The following is an 18,912-nucleotide window of genomic DNA, read 5'->3' as shown; positions in this document are numbered from 1 at the left end:
CCAGGGATGTTTAGGGCAGACTGATGGCGTGAGCGGAATCCGGTGGGTGCTGCATGTCGACCTCGACCAATTCATTGCGGCGGTCGAAGTGCTCCGGCGGCCGGAGCTTGCGGGCAAGCCGATCATTGTCGGCGGCCGAGGCGATCCCACGGAACGGGCGGTGGTATCGACCGCATCCTACGAAGCCAGGGCGTTCGGGGTGGGTTCCGGAATGCCCTTACGCATTGCGGCCCGGAAAGTTCCCGACGCTGTGATCCTGCCCGTCGACCACGAGGCTTACCTCGCGGTGTCTGAAACGGTGATGGCCACGCTGCGCGCGCAGCCCGGCGCCACCGTGCAGGTGCTGGGCTGGGATGAAGCCTTTATGGGCACTGAGACAGCGAATCCGGAAGCCTACGCCCGGCGGGTGCAGGCCGCTGTCCTGGAGCGAACGCGGTTGCATTGCAGCGTGGGCATCGGCGACACGTTGGTCCGGGCCAAGGTTGCCACCGGTTTCGGGAAGCCAGCTGGCGTTTTTCGTCTGACTGCCGGGAACTGGCTCGACGTTATGGGCAGTCGGCCCACCAAGGACCTGTGGGGTGTCGGAGCCAAAGTGTCGGGCCGGCTGGCCAGGCTCGGCATCAATACAGTGGCCGAGCTAGCCGCGTCCGACCCCCAGAACCTGGTTCCGGAGTTCGGCCCCAGGATGGGTCCTTGGTACGCGGAGCTCGGACGCGGGGACGGCGCCAGTGTTGTGGACGATACGCCGTGGGTTGCCCGCGGGCACAGCCGGGAGACCACCTTCCAGCGGGACCTGACCGAGCCCACCCAGGTGGACGACGCGGTGAGGGAGCTGACAGCGCGTGTCCTTGAGGATGTTGTGGCTGAAGGACGGCCCGTGGTCGGGCTGACTCTGAAGGTCCGGTACGCGCCGTTCGAGACCAAGAACCACGGGAGGAAGATTCCCGAGACCTTCGACCGGGCGGAAATCCTCGCGAGGGCTTTGGACCTCGCAGCAGGAATCGAAGCGGGCCGTCCGATCCGGCTCCTCGGCCTGCGGGCCGAAATGGCCATGCCCGACGATGCCCGAAAGGGACATACGCCTACGCGGGGCGGTTGGTGACGGTCTCCGCGTTTGCAAGGTGCTGGCCGGGCAGGAGGGGCGGCGCGGCCGGGGGCGCCGCGATGCGCACAGCGATCTCCGGCCCCGGAATCTGAAGTGCTGCCCCTATATAGTCGGGGGATGGAACAGCGCGTATTAGGCAAGACCGGACGGAACGTCTCGATCGTGGGGCTCGGCACCTGGCAGCTCGGTGCCGATTGGGGCAACGTGGACCCGTCGCAGGCCCAAAGCATTCTGGCGGCCTCCGTGGAGGCCGGCGTCACGCTCTTTGATACCGCAGATGTTTACGGCGACGGCAAAAGCGAACGGGCCATCGGCACGTTCCTTAAAGACAATCCCGGGCTGGACATCACCGTGGCCACCAAAATGGGCCGTCGCGTGGACCAGCAGCCCGAGAACTACACTCTGGCCAACTTCCGCCAGTGGGTCGACCGGTCACGCAGGAACCTGGGTACGGACAGCCTGGATCTCATCCAGCTGCACTGCCCGCCCACGTCCGTGTATAGCAACCCCGAGGTCTACGACGCCCTGGATACGCTGGTCTCCGAGGGTGCCATCCGCAACTACGGCGTGAGCGTGGAACGAACGGACGAAGCGCTCGAAGCCATCCGGCACGAAGGCACCGCATCCGTCCAGATCATCCTCAATGCCTACCGGCTGAAGCCCCTGGACGAAGTCCTCCCCGCAGCGAAGGCCGCCGGAGTGGGCATCATTGCCCGGGTCCCGCTCGCTTCTGGCCTGCTTTGTGGAAAGTACACGAAGGACACCTCCTTCGCGGACAACGATCACCGCAACTACAACCGCGCAGGCGGATCGTTCGATGTCGGCGAGACTTTCTCCGGTGTGGACTATGGCGTGGGGCTGAAGGCCGTGGCGGAGTTCGAGCAGTTGGTCCCGGATGGTGTTGGCACCGCGCAGGCGGCCATCGCCTGGATCGCCGCCCAGGATGGCGTTACTTCCGTGATCCCCGGCGCACGCAACGTGGAGCAATCCGTCGCGAACGCGGCCGCGGCCGGCGTTTCCCTCGACGGCAAATTCGACGAGGGCGTGCGCTGGATCTACGACCACTACTTCCGCGAGGCGATCCACCCGCGCTGGTAGCGCCGCAGGTTTATCACCAGCCGGCCAGGTTGGAGCCCTGTATGGCTACTTGGCGCGGGCGAGAACGGACGCGTTATCGGGATCGCTGATGTCGTTGGGCTGGTGTGGGCTGAGGTTCTTCCGGTATCGCCACACGCCAATGCCGACGACGACGGCGGCGAGTGCCATGGAGAGCAGCAGCGATTCGCGGGTTGCGTCCAGGATCAGCATGCCGATGAGTAGGGCGACGATGCTGGCGATTGCGACCCAGGTCAGGTGCGGGAAGAGCCACATCTTCATGGCGAGGTCCTTGGCGGCTGCGCCCATGCGGCGGCGCAGGATGAGCTGGGAGGCGGCGATGACCAGCCACACGAAGAGTGCGATGGCGCCGGAGGTGTTGACCAGGAAGAGAAATACCGTGTCCGGGGCAACGTAGTTCAGTCCGACCGTGATGAATCCGACCACGGTGGATGACAGCACGGCCGCAGCCGGAACGCCGCGCTTGGAGATCTTGGTCCAGGACTTCGGGGCGTCGCCTCGCTGGATCCGATGTAGAAGACCAGGATGCGCCATACGGTGGACTTGACGGCCTTCTTGACTGCGTCAACGGGATTTTCGGACTCGCCGGCGGCGATCGTGGCGATCTCGGCCCCGAAGAAGGAGAACACCACCTCCCGGGGCGGGAACCCCGGGAACAAGGCCGAGGATTGCGGCAATGCCGAACAGCAGGAAAAGCACTGCTCGAAGGAAAGTAATCCAAAGCTACCGCCACCGTTGGGGATGGCGCGACCCTGAGCAGCTGCGGACCCGGTTCAGCGGGATGTCAGGTTTCCCTGTTCCTGCGGGAGAACTCGCGGTGGAGTTTGTTCCTGGCGCCGTGTTCGACAAGGGTCGGGATGTACGTCCGGATCCGGCCCGCATCCAGCGTTTCGTATTCCTCTGTGACGACCCGGACGACCACCGGCCGGGGTGCGTCGGGATAGCGTGCGGCGAGCAGGTCGGTGACTTTGGCGATGGTGTCGTGCTTCTCCGTATCTTCCATCCAACCAGTTTGATGCCGAAGACTTGTGGCGTCTATCACATTTTGCAGAGATATTTTGCAGAGCTGGGGAACGCTGAAGACCCGCTCGGCGCGCGGACGTCCGGTTTCCGTTACGGTGTCAGGATCCCGGGCGCCCGGGCCACTCCTTGCCGGCCCACGGGTCGTAGTCGGCGATGAGCTCCTCCTGGGGTGGACGCTCCGGTTCGGGGACGTGCTGCAGGTTCACCCGCACCCGGTACCAGAGGGAGCTTGATCCCCGCATTCCGTCGACGAGCACATCGGCGGGGTGCAGGGCCGGGACGACGGCGGCATGCCGGGTTTTCCACTCGTCGAGCGCAGCGAGCGCCTCGGGTTTGGTCCTGGTGCGGGCCACCTCGATGAGCGGCATCAGCGACTGCCGTCGGCCGGTGCCATCACCGCTGCGGGGCGCCTTCTCGGCGGGGCCGAGTTCGGCCGCCAGGGCCAGCAGCCCATCGAGCGTGCCGACGGCGTCGTCGATGCCGGCGTGGGGATCTCCCCCGTCGGCGAAGCGCCCGGGCACCGTGAGCACGGTGAACTGTTCCGGCCGGATGGAGCGGACCTCATCCCAGGTGAGCGGCGTCGAAACCCGGGCATCGGGCAACGGCCGGATCGAGTACGCCGATGCCACGGTCCGGTCCTTCGCGTTCTGGTTGAAGTCGACGAACACACTCTCGCCGCGCTCCTCCTTCCACCAGCGCGCGGTGGCGAGGCCGGGAGCGCGGTTTTCGACCTCGCGGGCGAGGGTCTCGGCAGCGAGCCGCACCTCGCGGAACGACCACTGCGGCGCGATGCGCACCAGGATATGCAGTCCGCGCGATCCGCTCGTCTTCGGCCACCCCACCAGCCCCACGTCGTCGAGCACTTCCCGCGCGACATACGCGACATCAACGATCTGGGACCAGCCAACGCCCGGCATCGGATCGAGGTCCACCCGGAGCTCGTCCGGGTGCTCAAGGTCCTCGGCGCGCACGGGATGCGGGTTGAGGTCCAGGCAGCCAAGATTCACCACCCACGCCAAGCCCGCGGCGTCCCGTATGACGGCCTCTTCGGCTGATGTCCCGGACGCGTAGTGCAGCGTGGCTGTGTCGATGAAGTCGGGGTGGCTTTCGGGCACGCGCTTTTGGAAGAACGGTTCAGCGTCGATGCCCTTCGGGAAGCGCTTGAGCACCATCGGCCGGCCGCCGGCGCCGCGCAGCGCGCCATCCGCGACGGCGAGGTAGTAGCGGACCAGATTGAGCTTCGTCAGCCCGGGCTCGGGGAAAACCACTTTGTCCGGACTTGAGATGCGTACCTCGGCGCCGGCAATGTCGAGGATTTCGGCCGGGGTCTTCGACGGGCTCATGGCGCCACGCTAGCAACGATCGGATGTCCCAGCCAGACCTGCTGGAGGGAATAGCCGCCGACATTTCGCAGTCGGCGTCGTCGATTACATTGGCGGTGACCGTCCAGCCGAGGGCTTGGCCAGATGCTCGCCGGGGTCTCCTTCACCGCATAACGGCGGCGACCGCGCTGATCTCGACCAGTGCCCCGGGCACGCCCAGCGCCGCGACTCGCGCTCCGGTCACCAGGGGCGGTTCGTCGGACGCGAGTTCCGAAGCGATGGCCCCGTACGCCGCCGCGAGGTCCACTCCATCGACGAAGAGCACTGTCCACTGCACAACGTCGCTGAGGGCAGCGCCGGCTGCGGCGAGCGCGATCCGTGCGTTCTCGAGGGCGCGGGCAGACTGGACGGCCACGTCGCCCTCTCCGACGAGCGCGCCGTCGGCGTCGACGGCGTTCTGACCGCCGACGTAGATGGTGGTCGCACCCGGCGGCACGATGGCGACGTGGCTGAAGGCCGGGCTCGAGATGAGCCCCTGGGGGCGGATGCGCTGTATGGATGCCATGCCTGTATATTCTCACCGACCGCAGGCCGAGGCGACTCTCGAAACATACCGAAAGCTTCATCGGGACGGCTGCGGACCGCCTTCAAGCCTTCGACGTGGTCCTCACCGGCGCCACGTACAAGGCCACGGCGCTGGAGGGCCTGCGGCAGGATGGACATTCGCTTTACTTCGACGACACGGTGCATCGCCGTCGGGGTTCTCAGCGGGTACTGCCCCGTAAACCGGCTGCGGGCCGCCGGAGCGCAGCCCATCATTACGGACTACGAAGGAATGGACGTGGTCACTGCACGCACGCTCTTCGGCAGCTACGTGAGGCCATAGCTTCTTCAATGTGTCGAAGCTCCGGTCATCGTCGATGCCAAGCCCCTTGAACGTCTGAGCGCGGCAGGGCTAGCATTGCCGGCACGGGCGCCGACGCCACACCTGGACTGATGCCACACCTCTACAACGCGGTGCCGACGTCGATCAAGCGAGGAGACTGCCATGGGCGAGACATCTGCAGAGGCGTCATCAGCAGACCTGATGGTCGACCTGATCATCTCGCTGGACGGGTATGCCTCGGCGGAGGGGTGGCCAGGCTGGTGGGGTCTGGAGGGGCCGGAATACCTGGCTTGGCTCGGGCAGGAGGGCGAGAAGGACTACACGTTCCTCCTTGGGGCGAACACCTACCGGCTGATGTCCAGCATGTCGGAGGAAGCCGCGGCCGACGCCTCCAGCTTCTCCGAGGAGGAGGGGGCCAGCCTGACCGGCCTTGCCGCCGTGCCCAAGGTCGTCTTCTCCTCCACCCTGCAGGAGCCCCTGACATGGCCGAACACGGAGCTGGTCACCGGGGACGCGGTCCAGGCCGTGGCGGAGCTGAAACGGACCAGGACCGGAACCCTGAGCACCCTGGGCAGCATCAGTCTCTGCCGGTCGCTGCTGACCGCCGGCCTCGTGGACAGGTTCCGGTTGGTCATCTTCCCGGTGATCACGGGCAGCACCGGCAGGGAACGGATCTACGACGGCTATCCGGACATCTCGCTCGAGATGGTGAACAGCAGGACCTTCGACGGCCGGCTTCAGCTGCTCGAGTACATCCCCACCGTCCTCAGCGGTCCGCCGGGTCGCGGGTAGCGAACGCGTTGGCCAGCGCCTCGGAGCCGCGGGCCAGGAGGGCGACGTCGGCGCCTACGAGGACAAAGGCGGCGCCGGCGGCCAGGTAGCTGCGGGCGGTGTCCGGGTTGAACGCGTTGACCCCTGCGGGTTTGCCGGCCGCTTTTGCGGCGGTGAGGCAGTGTTCGACGGCGGCGCGCACCTTGGGGTGTTCCTGCTGTCCCAGCACGCCCATCGAAGCCGCGAGGTCCGAAGGTCCCAGGAAGATGGCGTCCACGCCGTCTACGGCCAGGATCTCCTCGACGGCTTCGACGGCCGCCGTCGATTCGATCTGCACCGTGACGCTGACGGTCTCTGACGCGCGGGCGAGGTAGTCCGGGACACGGTTCCAGCGTGAGGCGCGGGCCAGGGCGGATCCCACCCCGCGGACGCCCTGGGGTGGATACCGGGTGGCCGCAACCGCGGCTTCCGCTTCGGCCGCCGAGTTGACCATGGGGATCAGCAGGTTTTGCACGCCGAGGTCCAGGTACTGCTTAATGAGCACGGTGTCGTTGACCGGGGGCCGGACCAGGGCCTGGACCGGGTAGCCGTTGACGGCCTGGAGCTGGGCCAGGATGGATTCGAGGCCGTTGGGGCTGTGTTCGGCGTCGATGAGGAGCCAGTCCAGGCCGGATCCGGCGCAGAGCTCGGCCACGAGCGGGCTGCCGGAGCAGACCCACATCCCCGTCAGGGGGCGGCCTGCTTTACCGTTTTGACTGCGGAGGGCGTCGCGGAACGTGTTTGCGTCGTCAGGATTTCCGGGTTTTACTCGAAGCGGCATGTGATGGCCCCCAATGGTCCGTAGTCGGCGTGGACGGTGTCGCCCTTGTACACCCAGAGCGGGCGGGTGAAGGAACCGGCGAGGATGATGTCCCCGGCTTTCATCCCGTCGCCGTGGGCGGCGATTTTGTTGGCGAGCCAGTGCACGCCGTTGGCCGGGTGGTCCAGGACGCCGGCTGCAATCCCGGTTTCCTCCACGGTCTGGTTTTTGTAGAGGATGGCCGCGACCCAGCGGAGGTCCACGGCGTCGGGCTTGACCGGGTTGCCGCCGATCACCATGGCGCCCATCGCGGCGTTGTCGGCGATGGTGTCCACGATGGTCCGGCCCTCCATTTCGATCCGGGAGTCCAGGATCTCCAGGGCGGGCACCACGTAGTCCGTGGCGTTCAGGACGTCGAAGATGGTGCAGCCGGGTCCGGCCAGGTCCTTCTTCAGCACGAACGCCAGCTCCACTTCCACCCGGGGATGGGTGTACCGGTCCCATTCCACCGAGCAGCCGGTTTCGAGGACCATGTCATCGAAGATGGCGCCGTAGTCCGGCTCAGTGATGCCGGTGGCGGCCTGCATGGCCTTGGAGGTGAGGCCGATCTTGCGGCCCACCAGTTTGCGGCCGGCGTCCTCGTTGCGCCGCCGCCACAGCTGCTGCACGGCATAGGAGTCCTCCACCGTCATCTCCGGGTAGCGGGCCGTGAGGCGGGGGACCGGGGTGCGGGTTCGGGCGGCCGCCAGGAGTTCGTCGGCGATGGCCTCAATCGTCTTCGCGTCCAGCATGGCTACAGCTGCGCCCCGAGCTTGAATCCCGTTTTCTGTTCAACGGCGCCGGCGCCTTCTCCTTCTGTTTTGCGGGTGTAGGAGAAGCCGTCGGCACCCACGGTGACCGCCATTTCGCTCTTTTCCTCGCGCACGACGACGGGCTGCGGGTTGCCGTCGAGGTCCAGGACCAGGGAGGCCTCGGTGTACCAGGACGGGACCACGGGGTTGCCCCACCAGTCGCGGCGCTGGTTGTCGTGGACGTCCCAGGTGACGACGGGGTTGTCCGGGTCTCCGGTGTAGTAGTCCTGGGTGTAGATCTCGATGCGGTGCCCGTCAGGGTCCAGGATGTAGAGGTAGAACGCGTTGGAGACGCCGTGCCGGCCGGGGCCGCGCTCGATCCGGTCGCTGATGCGCAGGGCGCCCATCTTGTCGCAGATCTGGATGATGTTGTGCTTCTCGTGCGTGGCGAACGCGATGTGGTGCATGCGCGGGCCGTTGCCGCCGGTCAGGGCGGTGTCATGCACGGTCTGCTTGCGGTGCATCCAGACCGCGTACGTGACACCGTCGGAGTCCTGGATGTCCTCGGAGACGCGGAAGCCGAGGTCCTCCAGGTACTTGCGGCCGCGGGGCACGTCCGGGGTGACCTGGTTGAAGTGGTCCAGGCGGACCAGTTCGCCGGCGGAATAGAGGTCGTAGCGCTGGGTGAGGCGCTCCACGTGTTCCACGTCGTAGAAGAATTCGTAGGGGAAGCCCAGCGGGTCCTCGACGCGGACGGAGTCGCCGACGCCTTTGGTGAAGCCTTCCTTGCGGCGTTCAACCCGGCAGCCCAGTTCCTTGTAGTAGGCCTCGGCGGCGTCCACTTCGGCGGGGGACTTCACCCGGTAGGCGAACGCGGCGACGGCGGCGATGGGTCCCTTGCGGAGCACCAGGTTGTGGTGGATGAACTCCTCGAGGGAGCGCAGGTAGATGGTGTTCTCGTCTTCCTCCGTGACGTGCAGGCCCAGGACGTCGACGTAGAACGCGCGGGAATTGGCGAGGTCGGTGACCACGATTTCCATGTAGGCGCAGCGGACGATGTCCGGAGCCGGGACGGTGGGGGTGGGAACGAAGTCAGTCATGGGAGTCTCTCTTCTGTGGAAGCGGGTCTGGTGGGCGCCGGTGGGTGGCTCAGGCGCCGAATTTGGGGGTGTGGACGGTGCCGAGGCTGATGTGCACGGCCTGCTGGTCGGTGTAGAAGTCGATGGAGCGGTAGCCGCCTTCGTGGCCCAGGCCCGAGGCTTTGACGCCGCCGAACGGCGTGCGGAGGTCGCGGACGTTGTGGCTGTTCAGCCAGACCATGCCGGCCTCGACGTTCTGGGAGAAGTTGTGCGCGCGGGTCAGGTTCTGGGTCCAGATGTAGGCCGCCAGGCCGTAGCGGGTGTTGTTCGCCAGAGCCAGCGCCTCGTCGTCGTTCTCGAACGGGGTGATGGCGACGACGGGACCGAAGATTTCCTCCTGGAAGATCCGCGCGTCGGGCGCGACGTCGGCGAACACAGTAGGTGCGATGTAGTTGCCTTCAGGGAGGTGGCCGGGGCGTCCGCCGCCGGCCAGGAGCCGGCCTTCGGTTTTGCCGATCTCCACGTAGGAGGCCACCTTGGCGTAGTGCTCAGGATGGACCAGGGCCCCGACTTCGGTCTTCGGGTCGTGGGGGTCCCCGACCACGATGTTTTTGGCCCGGGCGGCGTACTTTTCGCAGAACTCGTCGTAGATGGCGCGTTCGACGAGGATCCGGGATCCGGCGGTGCAGCGTTCGCCGTTGAGGGAGAAGACCCCGAACAGGGCGGAATCGATCGCGGCGTCCAGGTCGGCGTCGGCAAACACCACACACGGGGATTTGCCGCCGAGTTCCATCGACAAGCCCTTGAGGTTGGCTGCGGCGTTGCGGAAGATCGTCTGCCCGGTGGTGGTCTCACCGGTGAAGGAGATCAGCGGGACGTCCGGGTGCTTGACCAGTGCATCGCCGGCTTCCTCGCCGAGGCCGTTGACCAGGTTGAACACCCCGTCCGGCAGGCCCGCGTCCTTGAAGATCTGCGCCCAGAGCGAGGCGGACAGCGGCGTGAACTCGGCAGGTTTGAGGACCACGGTGTTGCCCGTGGCCAGCGCGGGGGCGAGCTTCCAGGACTCGAGCATGAAGGGGGTGTTCCACGGGGTGATGAGCCCGGCCACGCCGATCGGCTTGCGGTTGACGTAGTTGATCTGCGCGCCGGGGACTTTCATGGCGTCGTCGAACTGGGCCACGATCAGGTCCGCGAAGAACCGGAAGTTCTCGGCTGCGCGCAGCGCCTGGCCCTTGGCCTGGGTGATGGGCAGGCCGGTGTCGAAGGTTTCCAGTTCGGCGAGCCGGGCCTCCTGGGCCTCGACGGCGTCGGCTATCCTGTTCAGGACCCGGGCGCGTTCCCGTGGCTTCATCCTTGGCCACGGGCCGTCGGTGAACGCTGCGCGGGCGGCGGCCACGGCGAGGTCGATGTCCTCCTTCTGGCCGGCGGCGGCGGTGGCGTAGTTCCGGTTCGACACCGGGTCCAGGACGTCGAAGGCCGCTCCGTTCACGGAGTCAACGAACTGGCCGTTGATGTAGTGCTGGATGTGGGTGGGGAGGTCCTGCGGCACGTAGTGCGTGCTGGCTTCTGAGGCGGTGAACGTCATTGTTGTCTTCCTTTGCTTCTAATTGCAACGCGGGGTCACTTCTTGCCCGTGCGGGGCCGTTTATCGGGCGTTTAGTGACCCCGCGTTGCTTTGGGCGAGGTAGGCGTCCAGGGTGGCGGCCCGGTGTCGGCGGGCGGCTCTTTCGATGGTGTCTGCTCCGGCGCCGGCCTCGATCAGCCGAAGGAGCGCTTCGTGCTCGTCCACCGATTCGTGGGCGCGGCCGGGAACGAACCGGAACGTTGAAGACCGCAGTGAAGCGAGCCGGTTCCAGCCCCGGTGCACCAGGTCCAGGATGTGCGGGTTGGGGCAGCGCTCAAAGAGGATGCTGTGGAAGTCCTGGTTCAGCGCCGTGAAGCGGACGGGGTCGAAGTGCTGGAGGCATTCGCGCATGTCCTCGTTCACGGCCCGGGCGCGTGCAATGTCCGCCGGGCCAATCAGTGGAGCGGACAATGCGGTGGCGGCTCCCTCGACGATGCTCAGGGTCTGCATCGTGTAGAGGTACTCAGTGGGGTCGATCCCGGAGACCGTGGCGCCGACGTTCCGCTCGAACGTCACCAGACCTTCGGCCTCAAGGCGCCGGATCGCTTCACGGACCGGGACCACACTGACACCCAGATCCTTGGCGATGGCGGCCAGGACCAGCCGGTAACCGGGGGAGTAGGTACCGTCCACGATCCGTGCCTTGACGGCCGCGTAGGCCTGTTCTGATTTGCTGCCTGTCGCCATCAACGTCTCAGTCATTGGGCTTTGCCTGCTTCCCATGCCTCGTACTTGGCCCGCCAGGCCGCGTTCAGCGGGTAGAGACCGTCTACGCTGTGGCCCTGTGCCACCATTTCCGCGATGAAGGTTTCCTCGCGCTCCTGGATGATGGAGTCGTCCGCGAGCTCTTCGGCCAGGGCCGGCGGGATCACCAGGATGCCGTCGGCGTCGGCCACGATGATGTCCCCGGGCTGCACGGTGGTGCCGCCGCAGGCGATGGTGATGTCCGTGTCCCACGGGATGTGCCGGCGCCCCAGGACGGCGGGGTGCGGGTTGGCGTAGTAAGTCGGCATGTCCATCGCGGCCACCGCGGCGAAGTCCCGGACGCCGCCGTCGGTGATGATCGCCGCAGCTCCCCGGACCTGGGCGCGCAGGGCCAGGATGTCGCCGATGGTGCCCGTGCCCTTCTCGCCACGGGCTTCCATGACCAGAATCTCGCCCTCGTTCACGGAGTCGATGGCCTGTTTCTGGGCGTTGAAACCGCCGCCATGGGTCTTGAACAGGTCCTCGCGGTTGGGCACGTACCGCAGGGTCCGGGCCAGGCCCACAATCCGCTTTTCCGGCCGGGTGGAGCTGAGGCCGTCGATGCTGACGTTGTTCAGACCGCGCTTGCGCAGCTGGGAGGAGAGCGTGGCGGTGCAGACACTCTCCAGCTTCGCCTTCAGCTCAGGGGTCAGAACCTGCCCGACGGCGGTGCTGGCCGCCGGGGCAAGCCCGGCGGCTGCGCGGGAACCGTACGCCTCCTCCCGCTGCGCGTCATCTGCCCTGGGCTGCGCCCCAAAGTCAGCGAACGCCGTCGTGCCTTCCCCCACGCGGGTGACCAGCCGCCCGGTAGTCAATCCAACACCGGTGACTTCAGCACCGCCGGGGGCTCCAGCCGTCGTGCTGACTTCAACCTCGACCACGTCGCCCGGTTCGGCCACGGAGGCGCCCGCGGGCGTGCCGGTCAGGATGATATCGCCCTCCTCCAGCGTCAACAGCTGGGACAGGTCGGCGACGAGGCGGGCGAACGGGAAGAGCAGGCCCGCGGTGGTGTCGTCCTGGACGAGGTCGCCGTTGTGCCAGGTCCGGATGCGGAGACCGGCGGGGTCCACGGCGTCCGCGGGGATCAACCCGGGGCCGATCGGGGTGAAGCCGTCGCCGCCCTTGGACCGGAGATTGGAACCTTTGTCCGCGTAGCGGAGATCGTAGACGCCGAGGTCGTTGCTGGCGGTCACCCACTCGACATGGCTCCAGGCGGCCTCCACACCGACGCGTCGGGCGGGCTTGCCGATGATCAGGGCGACCTCGCCCTCAAAGCCCAGGAGTTCGCACCCGGCCGGACGCTCCACAACGGAAGGGGCTGCTGCCGAACCATGCGCCAGCGAGGACGGCGGCTTCAGGAAGTAGGACGGCTGCTCCGGCGTGCGGCCACGCTGGGCTGCCCGGCTGGGGTAGTTGATGTGCACCGCGATGACCTTGCGGGCCGCGGCCAGGGTGTGCTCGGTGACCTGATCCAAAAATTACTCCTCATCGAGTACGAAATCGTATACGAAGCAATATTCCAGATATCCCTTGCGGCGTCAATGGGTGTGGTCAATTGTGTGATCGTTGCACAGGCGGTGCCGGTCGGTGCTGTCGTCGGCGTCGGAAACCCCTACGTTGTCGGTTTGGAATGTGCCCGCGACGAGTAGGTCTCCGGGACAAGTCCTTCTTCTGAGGAAAGGTGCGTGTGCATGCCGGGGACGATATCGGTGTTTTGGGCGCTTACGGCGAGCCACCCGCCGTTCGGTTGGCGGGTGGCTGTGAAACTGATGACTCCCAATGGCATGGTTCTCACGGATCTGATGCCGGTTCGTCCACCAAAGACCGACAACGTTAACGAAGTCGGCGTCCTCCACAAAGAGGGCCGCCAAGGCCTCAGGATCCACCGCGTTCCAGGCAGCAGCGAACTCCTCGGCGATCTCGCGCGGGTTACGGGGCATCGGATAGGGCACTTTCCGGGGTCGTGGGGGGTGGCTTGATCCTTACAGGAGAACCTTAGCGACCCTGCCTCAGTGCTGACTCGAGGTCGGCTCACTGGACGTCGAAGACACAATGGCGCGGCTGTCCTCATTAATCTGCCCACAGGCCCGCGCATACTGCTCGCCGATGACGGAATGGAAGTCCGACGCCGGCGCCGCGGCAAGTGCCACCGGCCAGTCGGGACGGACTCCCGTGAGTGCCCAGACCGCCTGTGCTGCGGCGCCGCGGGCCACGTACTCGTCGGGGCGTGGCACCACCACCGGCAGGTCAAACACCTGTGACGCGATCTTCTGTACCGCCGGGTTCTGCACGGCTCCGCCGATCAGCAGCAGCCGCCGCGCCGGGTAGCCCAACGCCTGCAAGGCTGCCAGGCCGCCGGACAATCCGCACAGCATCCCTTCGATGGCCGCCCGGGCAATGTTGCTCCGGGTGGAGGACGCGATGCTGAGGCCGTGCAGGCTGGCCTTGGCGTGCGGCAGGTTGGGCGTGCGTTCGCCCTCAAAATAGGGCACGAGAACCACACCGTCTGCCCCGGGCGCAGCGTCCAATGCCAGCCTGGAGAGCTCATCAAAACCGACGTCCAGGAGCGTGGCCATGGAGCTCAGCACCCTGGCGGCGTTCAGCGTTACGGCGATGGGCAGGTAGTCGCCGGCCGCGTCTGCAAAGCCGGCAACTGTTCCGCTGGGATCATGGCCAGCTTCGGATGCGACGGCGAAAACTGTTCCGCTGGTGCCGACGGAGACCACCACATCACCGGGCCTGGCGCCCAGACCCAAGGCTGCGGCTGCGTTATCCCCGGCGCCTGCGCCGAGCAGGATTTCCGCCCGCCCGCCGCCAGCGCCTGCGTCACCACCGGTATCAGTGTCTGCGCCGGCGTTGCTCCCGGCAAAACAGCGCGGATGAACACGGCCGGCGGCTTCGCCGGCGGCCAGCACGCGCGGCAGGATGACAGCCCCATCCAACGCGGGGGCAGCCGAATCAGGTGCAGCTTCAGCCGCTTCCTGAGGAGAGGCCTCGCGTGCATCCCTGCCGAAGGCCAGCCGGAACAGCTCCAGGTCGTAGCTGCCGGAGGCGGGGCTCCAGTAGCCTGTCCCGCTGGCATCGGACCGGTCCGTGGTGAGAGCGTCCAGATCCGGGCCCAGCGGGCTGGCACCTGCCGGACCGTATCCGCGCAGGCGCCAGCTCAGCCAGTCATGGGGGAGGGCGACGGCTGCCACCCTGGCCACATTCTCGGGCTCGTTGTCCCTCACCCAGCGGACCTTGGTGACCGTGAAGGACGCCACGGGCACCAGCCCGGTACGCCGCGCAAACTCCCCGGCCCCCACCTCGTCGATGAGAGCCGCGGCAGCTGCCGCGGAGCGGGTGTCATTCCACAGGAGTGCCGGCCGCACCACGTTGCCGTCGCGGTCCAGCAGCACCATGCCGTGCTGCTGGCCCGCGACGGACAACGCGTCCACGTCCGCCAGCCCGCCGGCGTCGTCAATGGCTTCGGCCAGGGCCCGCCACCAATGGTCCGGATGGACTTCCGTCCCGTCCGGGTGGCTCGCCCGGCCCTCGCGGACCAGGACGCCGCCTTGGGCGTCCAAGACCGCAACCTTGCAACTTTGGGTGGAGGAGTCAACCCCGGCAACGAGGTTCAAGGAAGCAGCCGCCACAGTATCAGCGCGCTCCGAGGAGGTGTTCGATGAAGAGCTGCTGCAGTTTCACGAAGCCGAAGCCCTTGCCGCCGAAGTAGGCGTCGGCGTCGAAATCCTCGTAGGAAGCACGGTCCGCACGCAGTTGCTCGTAGCCTTCGCCCGGGTCGAGCGTGGGCTCGTTGATTTCCGCCACGCGGGAAGCCTGCAACGCGTCCTGCACCTCGGGGTCGGCGCGGAAGGCCTTCGCGCGTTCCTTCAGCAGCAGGTAGGTCTGCATGTTCGCGGCGGCGGAGTCCCACACGCCGTCGATGTCCTCGGTGCGGCTGGGCTTGTAGTCGAAGTGGCGGGGGCCGCTGTAGGCAGCTCCACCGTCGGGGCCGCCGTTTTCGAGCAGGTCCACCAGGGAGAACGCGTTCTGCAGGTCGCCGTGGCCGAACACCAGGTCCTGGTCGAACTTGATGCTGCGCTGGCCGTTGAGGTCGATGTGGAAGAGCTTCCCCTGGTACAAAGCCTGGGCAATGCCGTGCGTGAAGTTCAGGCCGGCCATCTGCTCGTGGCCTGTCTCAGGGTTGACGCCCACTAGTTCCGGACGTTCCAGGGTCTCAATGAAGGCGAGGGCGTGTCCCAGGGTGGGGAGCAGGATGTCGCCGCGGGGTTCGTTCGGCTTCGGTTCGATGGCGAAGCGGATGTTGTAGCCCTTGTCCGTGACGTAGTCGCCCAACAAGTTCACGGCCTCGCGGTAACGTTCCAGGGCACCGCGGATGTCCTTGGCGGCGTCGTACTCGCTGCCCTCACGGCCGCCCCACATCACGAACGTCTCGGCGCCGAGTTCAGCCGCGAGGTCGATGTTGTCCAGGACTTTGCGCAAGGCGAAGCGGCGGACGCCGCGGTCGTTGCTGGTGAAGCCGCCGTCCTTGAAAACCGGGTGGCTGAACAGGTTGGTGGTGACCATGGGAACGATCATGCCCGTGGACTTGAGCGCGCCGGTCAGCCGGTCAATCTCACGCTGGCGGTCAGCTGCCGAGCAGCCAAAGGGAAAGAGATCGTTGTCGTGGAAAGTGATGCCATAGGCACCCAGATCACTCAGCTTGTTGACGGCTTCGACGGTGTCCAGGGGCGGACGGGTGGCTGAACCGAACTGGTCCTGGGCCTCCCAGCCGACCGTCCAGAGGCCGAAGGAAAACTTGTCTTCACGGGTGGGCTGAATCGTCATTGAATGCTCCGTTGCTCGGTATCAAAGGGAGTGCGTGCCGCGCTCCTGGGTGAATCGCAGGCATTTTGTTCTGCATACAAACATATTAGGAATTTCCGTGATGTCAACCACTGCGGCACCGGAGGCCGGAATGACGCGCGGGAGCCCCTCCCTCTAAATGACTGGTTTTGCGCACCCGCAGATCTGTTATGTTGTGAAGAACATCAAACCCGAAAACCAGACTCCATGGAGGACGCAGAGCGTGACTGAACAACGTGTGCAGGAACGGAACTGGGCCGGAAACCTCGGCTACCGGGCGGAAAGGATCGTGCACCCGCGCACCGTGGCGGAGCTGCAGGAACTGGTGGCCGGAGCCCGGACCATCCGCGCCCTGGGATCCCGCCATTCGTTCAACGACATCGCCGACACTTCCGGCACGCTGGCGGCCCTGGACATGCTGGATCCGGCCATCACTGTCGATGCTGAGAGCATGACCGTCACGGTGAGCGGAGGCACGCGGTACGGGACGCTCGCCGCGGAGCTGCAGCGGCAAGGCTTCGCCCTGCACAACCTGGCCTCGCTACCCCATATTTCGGTGGCCGGTGCGGTGGCCACGGCCACGCACGGCTCCGGTGACGGCAACGGGAACCTGGCCACCGCCGTCGCCGGCCTGGAACTGGTGACAGCCGACGGCGGCATCCTCACCGCCCGCCGCGGCGAGACCACGGACTTCGACGGCATGGTGGTGGGACTCGGTGCCCTGGGAATCGTCAGCAGCGTGACCCTGGACATCGAGCCGGCGTTCCAGGTTGAGCAGCACGTTTTTGAGAACCTGGACTGGGGGCAGGTTCTGGAGAATTTCGACGACGTCACCTCCTCCGCGTACAGCGTCAGCCTCTTTACCGACTGGAGCGGCAGTACCGTAGGGCAAGCATGGCTGAAGGACCGGGTGACGGGTCCGGGAGTGGTGGCCGGCAGGCGGGACTTCTTCGGCGGCACACCGGCCCTGGCGGCCCGGCATCCGCTCCCGGGGGTCTCCGGAAGCAACTGCACGGAGCAACTCGGCGTGCCGGGGCCGTGGTCGGACCGGCTTGCCCACTTCAGGATGGAATTCACGCCCAGCAAGGGCGACGAACTCCAGTCCGAGTACCTGGTGCCCCGGGAACTCGCCGTGGATGCCATCCGCACACTGCGTAAACTTTCCGGGGTCCTTACCCCGTTGCTCCTGGTTTCCGAGATCCGCACGATTGCTGCCGACCGGCTGTGGCTAAGCCCCAACTACGGCCGCGACGGCATCGGCCTGCACTTCACTTGGCGGCAGGACCAGCCCGCGGTCGAGGCGGTACTGCCACTGCTTGAGGCGGAGCTGGCGCCCTTTGCGGCACGGCCTCACTGGGGCAAGCTGTTCGACGGCGGTGCTGCCGCCGTCGCGCCCCTGTACCCGCGCTTTGATGACTTCCGGGCCCTCGCGGGCCGGCTGGATCCTGCCGGAAAGTTCCGTAACCGGTTCCTGGACTACGCGGTCTTCGGCTCCTGATATTGTCACGGATGATGTCCTCAGCAACCCGCCTCCCCGCAACGGCCAGCGACCCTGATCCGTCGCGGCGGAACAACCTTGCCCTGATCGCGACCCTGGTGCATCACCATGGCGTGCTCAGCCGAGCGGACCTCACCAGGCGGACCGGGCTGAACAGGTCCACGGTGGGGGCGCTGGTGGGCCAGCTGGCGGCACTCGGCCTGGTCTATGAAACGGCACCGTCCGGCGAGTCCCAGGTGGGCCGTCCCAGCCCGGACGTCCGGCCTGACCCCTCCACGGCGGCGCTGGCCGTCAATCCGGAAGTGGACGCCGTCACCATCGGACTGGTGAGCCTGGGCGGAAAGGTCCAGAAGAAGATCCGCTTCGCCACGGAGCGGATCCCCACCGCCAGGGAAGCAGTCAACATCGCTGCCGCCGTCATTGAAGGGATGCGGTCGGAGCTGGATGCTTCCTACCGGATCGTCGGCATCGGCATGGCAGTGCCCGGCCTGGTCAACCGTGAGGACGGTGTGGTCCGCCACGCCCCTCACCTGGACTGGCGCGACGAACCCGTGGCCCGGATGATGCGCGAGGCCACCGGCTACCCGTGCCTGGCGGACAACGATGCCTCCCTTGGTGCGGAGGCCGAGCTCATTTTCGGGGCCGGCGCCGGCCGCGGCAACCTGATCTACCTCAACGGCGGCGCCAGCGGCATCGGCGGCGGCGTTGTTGCCGATGGGGCGTTGCTGCGCGGGTCCGCCGGATATGCGGGCGAGCTGGGACACACCTTCGTGCGGACCGCCGGCCAGGTCTGCCATTGCGGTGCCTCCGGCTGCCTCGAAACCGAGGTGTCCCAGTCCCGGCTCTTTGAGCTGGCAGGGCTCCGCGGCGGCGACGCCAGCCAGCTCGAAGCGGCACTCCGCTCGAAGGACAGTGCGGAGCTGGCAGGGGAGATCGCCCGACAACTGGGCTATCTGGGAATCACCCTGCGCAACGCCGTTAACACGTTCAACCCGGACGCTATTGTCCTCGATGGGTTCCTGGGCATTCTGCATGCGCTGTCCCCTGACACACTGGAAGGCCTGCTCCGGACCCAGGCCCTGGACGAGGTGGCGGGCATGGCGAAGATCTACCGTGCCGCGCTGGGCTCCGATCTTATGATGATCGGGGCTGCGGAGCTGGCCTTTACCCGATTGCTCGCGGACCCGGCAGGCATCACTGCCCTGCCCGCACCTCCCGCGAAAGTACGCTGAGTGCACCCGGCAGCGCCGACAGTGCCGGGCTGACAACGCTGCTTTCCGCATCGATCGCGGCCATAGAATGTTGG

18 protein-coding genes and 1 pseudogene are annotated in these 18,912 nt (G+C 66.6%); 6 read left to right on the top strand and 13 right to left on the bottom strand.

The features are described from left to right. Nucleotides 1–28: 28 nt before the first annotated feature. Complete coding sequence (locus NFC73_RS06320) at nucleotides 29–1,102, top strand: DNA polymerase IV (protein WP_443703140.1); 1,074 nt, start codon at nucleotides 29–31, stop codon at nucleotides 1,100–1,102. Nucleotides 1,103–1,222: 120 nt separating this feature from the next. Next, nucleotides 1,223–2,203 (top strand): aldo/keto reductase, encoded by a 981-nt coding sequence (locus NFC73_RS06315; RefSeq protein ID WP_254748580.1) that lies wholly within the window; start codon nucleotides 1,223–1,225, stop codon nucleotides 2,201–2,203. A 45-nt stretch (nucleotides 2,204–2,248) separates the two neighbouring features. Here NFC73_RS06315 and NFC73_RS06310 read toward each other — a convergent pair. The 4 genes and pseudogenes from NFC73_RS06310 to NFC73_RS06295 all read right to left on the bottom strand — a co-directional run. Further along, nucleotides 2,249–2,920: pseudogene (locus NFC73_RS06310) on the bottom strand (hypothetical protein); the annotation flags it as partial. An 85-nt stretch (nucleotides 2,921–3,005) separates the two neighbouring features. Beyond that, entirely contained in the window at nucleotides 3,006–3,224 is a 219-nt protein-coding gene (locus NFC73_RS06305) for a three-helix bundle dimerization domain-containing protein (RefSeq protein ID WP_058932601.1), read from the bottom strand. A 118-nt stretch (nucleotides 3,225–3,342) separates the two neighbouring features. Further along, a complete protein-coding gene (gene ligD, locus NFC73_RS06300) occupies nucleotides 3,343–4,587 on the bottom strand; it encodes a non-homologous end-joining DNA ligase (protein ID WP_254748578.1) in 1,245 nt (414 codons plus the stop codon). A 142-nt stretch (nucleotides 4,588–4,729) separates the two neighbouring features. Next, nucleotides 4,730–5,131, bottom strand: a complete 402-nt coding sequence (locus tag NFC73_RS06295; RefSeq protein ID WP_254748576.1) for a RidA family protein — start codon at nucleotides 5,129–5,131, stop codon at nucleotides 4,730–4,732. 150 nt (nucleotides 5,132–5,281) lie between these two features. On the opposite strand from NFC73_RS06295, the gene NFC73_RS06290 reads away from it, so the two are divergent. Then, a complete protein-coding gene (locus NFC73_RS06290; RefSeq protein WP_254748574.1) occupies nucleotides 5,282–5,452 on the top strand; it encodes a hypothetical protein in 171 nt (56 codons plus the stop codon). Between the two features lie 162 nt (nucleotides 5,453–5,614). Beyond that, a complete protein-coding gene (locus tag NFC73_RS06285; RefSeq protein ID WP_254748572.1) occupies nucleotides 5,615–6,244 on the top strand; it encodes a dihydrofolate reductase family protein in 630 nt (209 codons plus the stop codon). Here the strand turns inward: NFC73_RS06285 and NFC73_RS06280 are convergent. The 9 genes from NFC73_RS06280 to xylA form a co-directional block, all read right to left on the bottom strand. Further along, the gene (locus NFC73_RS06280; protein WP_372494586.1) at nucleotides 6,219–7,043 is read right to left on the bottom strand and encodes an HpcH/HpaI aldolase family protein; all 825 of its coding nucleotides are present in this window, start codon (nucleotides 7,041–7,043) and stop codon (nucleotides 6,219–6,221) included. The two genes, NFC73_RS06285 and NFC73_RS06280, sit on opposite strands and share 26 nt — an antisense overlap. Next, on the bottom strand, nucleotides 7,028–7,813 hold the full coding sequence (gene hpaH / locus NFC73_RS06275; RefSeq protein WP_254748570.1) for a 2-oxo-hept-4-ene-1,7-dioate hydratase: 786 nt from the start codon (nucleotides 7,811–7,813) through the stop codon (nucleotides 7,028–7,030). Before hpaH ends, NFC73_RS06280 begins: the two co-directional genes overlap by 16 nt. A 2-nt stretch (nucleotides 7,814–7,815) precedes the next feature. Then, nucleotides 7,816–8,913: a 3,4-dihydroxyphenylacetate 2,3-dioxygenase gene (gene hpaD / locus NFC73_RS06270; RefSeq protein ID WP_254748568.1), complete on the bottom strand. Its 1,098-nt coding sequence runs from the start codon at nucleotides 8,911–8,913 to the stop codon at nucleotides 7,816–7,818. 49 nt (nucleotides 8,914–8,962) lie between these two features. Beyond that, the gene (hpaE, locus tag NFC73_RS06265; protein ID WP_254748566.1) at nucleotides 8,963–10,477 is read right to left on the bottom strand and encodes a 5-carboxymethyl-2-hydroxymuconate semialdehyde dehydrogenase; all 1,515 of its coding nucleotides are present in this window, start codon (nucleotides 10,475–10,477) and stop codon (nucleotides 8,963–8,965) included. 60 nt (nucleotides 10,478–10,537) lie between these two features. Continuing rightward, nucleotides 10,538–11,218, bottom strand: coding sequence for a GntR family transcriptional regulator (locus NFC73_RS06260; RefSeq protein WP_254748564.1), 681 nt, complete (start codon nucleotides 11,216–11,218; stop codon nucleotides 10,538–10,540). Beyond that, a complete protein-coding gene (locus NFC73_RS06255; protein WP_254748562.1) occupies nucleotides 11,215–12,735 on the bottom strand; it encodes a fumarylacetoacetate hydrolase family protein in 1,521 nt (506 codons plus the stop codon). Before NFC73_RS06255 ends, NFC73_RS06260 begins: the two co-directional genes overlap by 4 nt. A gap of 63 nt (nucleotides 12,736–12,798) precedes the next feature. Beyond that, complete coding sequence (locus tag NFC73_RS06250; protein WP_254748560.1) at nucleotides 12,799–13,200, bottom strand: SgcJ/EcaC family oxidoreductase; 402 nt, start codon at nucleotides 13,198–13,200, stop codon at nucleotides 12,799–12,801. Between the two features lie 69 nt (nucleotides 13,201–13,269). Continuing rightward, a complete protein-coding gene (locus NFC73_RS06245) occupies nucleotides 13,270–14,880 on the bottom strand; it encodes a xylulokinase (RefSeq protein ID WP_254748558.1) in 1,611 nt (536 codons plus the stop codon). Nucleotides 14,881–14,899: 19 nt separating this feature from the next. Then, the gene (gene xylA, locus NFC73_RS06240; protein ID WP_254748556.1) at nucleotides 14,900–16,090 is read right to left on the bottom strand and encodes a xylose isomerase; all 1,191 of its coding nucleotides are present in this window, start codon (nucleotides 16,088–16,090) and stop codon (nucleotides 14,900–14,902) included. 241 nt (nucleotides 16,091–16,331) lie between these two features. Here xylA and NFC73_RS06235 point away from each other — a divergent pair, with 241 nt between their 5' ends. Together NFC73_RS06235 and NFC73_RS06230 are read left to right on the top strand one after the other, a co-directional pair. After that, nucleotides 16,332–17,606, top strand: coding sequence for an FAD-binding protein (locus NFC73_RS06235; protein WP_254748554.1), 1,275 nt, complete (start codon nucleotides 16,332–16,334; stop codon nucleotides 17,604–17,606). An 11-nt stretch (nucleotides 17,607–17,617) separates the two neighbouring features. Then, nucleotides 17,618–18,838 (top strand): ROK family transcriptional regulator, encoded by a 1,221-nt coding sequence (locus NFC73_RS06230; RefSeq protein WP_254748552.1) that lies wholly within the window; start codon nucleotides 17,618–17,620, stop codon nucleotides 18,836–18,838. Nucleotides 18,839–18,912 lie beyond the last annotated feature (74 nt).

Origin of the sequence: Pseudarthrobacter humi (assembly GCF_024294965.1) — a bacterium.
Taxonomy (GTDB): domain Bacteria; phylum Actinomycetota; class Actinomycetes; order Actinomycetales; family Micrococcaceae; genus Arthrobacter; species Arthrobacter humi.
The sequence above is the reverse complement of the archived record's forward strand: the minus strand, read 5'-3'. Positions and strand labels throughout refer to the sequence as shown.

What these genes read in the sequence shown, in the direction of transcription:
- NFC73_RS06315 (WP_254748580.1), top strand. Translation starts at nt 1,223, where the DNA reads ATGGAACAGCGCGTATTAGGCAAGACCGGACGGAACGTCTCGATCGTG.
- NFC73_RS06305 (WP_058932601.1), bottom strand. Translation starts at nt 3,224, where the DNA reads ATGGAAGATACGGAGAAGCACGACACCATCGCCAAAGTCACCGACCTG.
- ligD (WP_254748578.1), bottom strand. Translation starts at nt 4,587, where the DNA reads ATGAGCCCGTCGAAGACCCCGGCCGAAATCCTCGACATTGCCGGCGCC.
- NFC73_RS06295 (WP_254748576.1), bottom strand. Translation starts at nt 5,131, where the DNA reads ATGGCATCCATACAGCGCATCCGCCCCCAGGGGCTCATCTCGAGCCCG.
- NFC73_RS06290 (WP_254748574.1), top strand. Translation starts at nt 5,282, where the DNA reads ATGGACATTCGCTTTACTTCGACGACACGGTGCATCGCCGTCGGGGTT.
- NFC73_RS06285 (WP_254748572.1), top strand. Translation starts at nt 5,615, where the DNA reads ATGGGCGAGACATCTGCAGAGGCGTCATCAGCAGACCTGATGGTCGAC.
- NFC73_RS06280 (WP_372494586.1), bottom strand. Translation starts at nt 7,043, where the DNA reads ATGCCGCTTCGAGTAAAACCCGGAAATCCTGACGACGCAAACACGTTC.
- hpaH (WP_254748570.1), bottom strand. Translation starts at nt 7,813, where the DNA reads ATGCTGGACGCGAAGACGATTGAGGCCATCGCCGACGAACTCCTGGCG.
- hpaD (WP_254748568.1), bottom strand. Translation starts at nt 8,913, where the DNA reads ATGACTGACTTCGTTCCCACCCCCACCGTCCCGGCTCCGGACATCGTC.
- hpaE (WP_254748566.1), bottom strand. Translation starts at nt 10,477, where the DNA reads ATGACGTTCACCGCCTCAGAAGCCAGCACGCACTACGTGCCGCAGGAC.
- NFC73_RS06260 (WP_254748564.1), bottom strand. Translation starts at nt 11,218, where the DNA reads ATGACTGAGACGTTGATGGCGACAGGCAGCAAATCAGAACAGGCCTAC.
- NFC73_RS06250 (WP_254748560.1), bottom strand. Translation starts at nt 13,200, where the DNA reads ATGCCCCGTAACCCGCGCGAGATCGCCGAGGAGTTCGCTGCTGCCTGG.
- xylA (WP_254748556.1), bottom strand. Translation starts at nt 16,090, where the DNA reads ATGACGATTCAGCCCACCCGTGAAGACAAGTTTTCCTTCGGCCTCTGG.
- NFC73_RS06230 (WP_254748552.1), top strand. Translation starts at nt 17,618, where the DNA reads ATGATGTCCTCAGCAACCCGCCTCCCCGCAACGGCCAGCGACCCTGAT.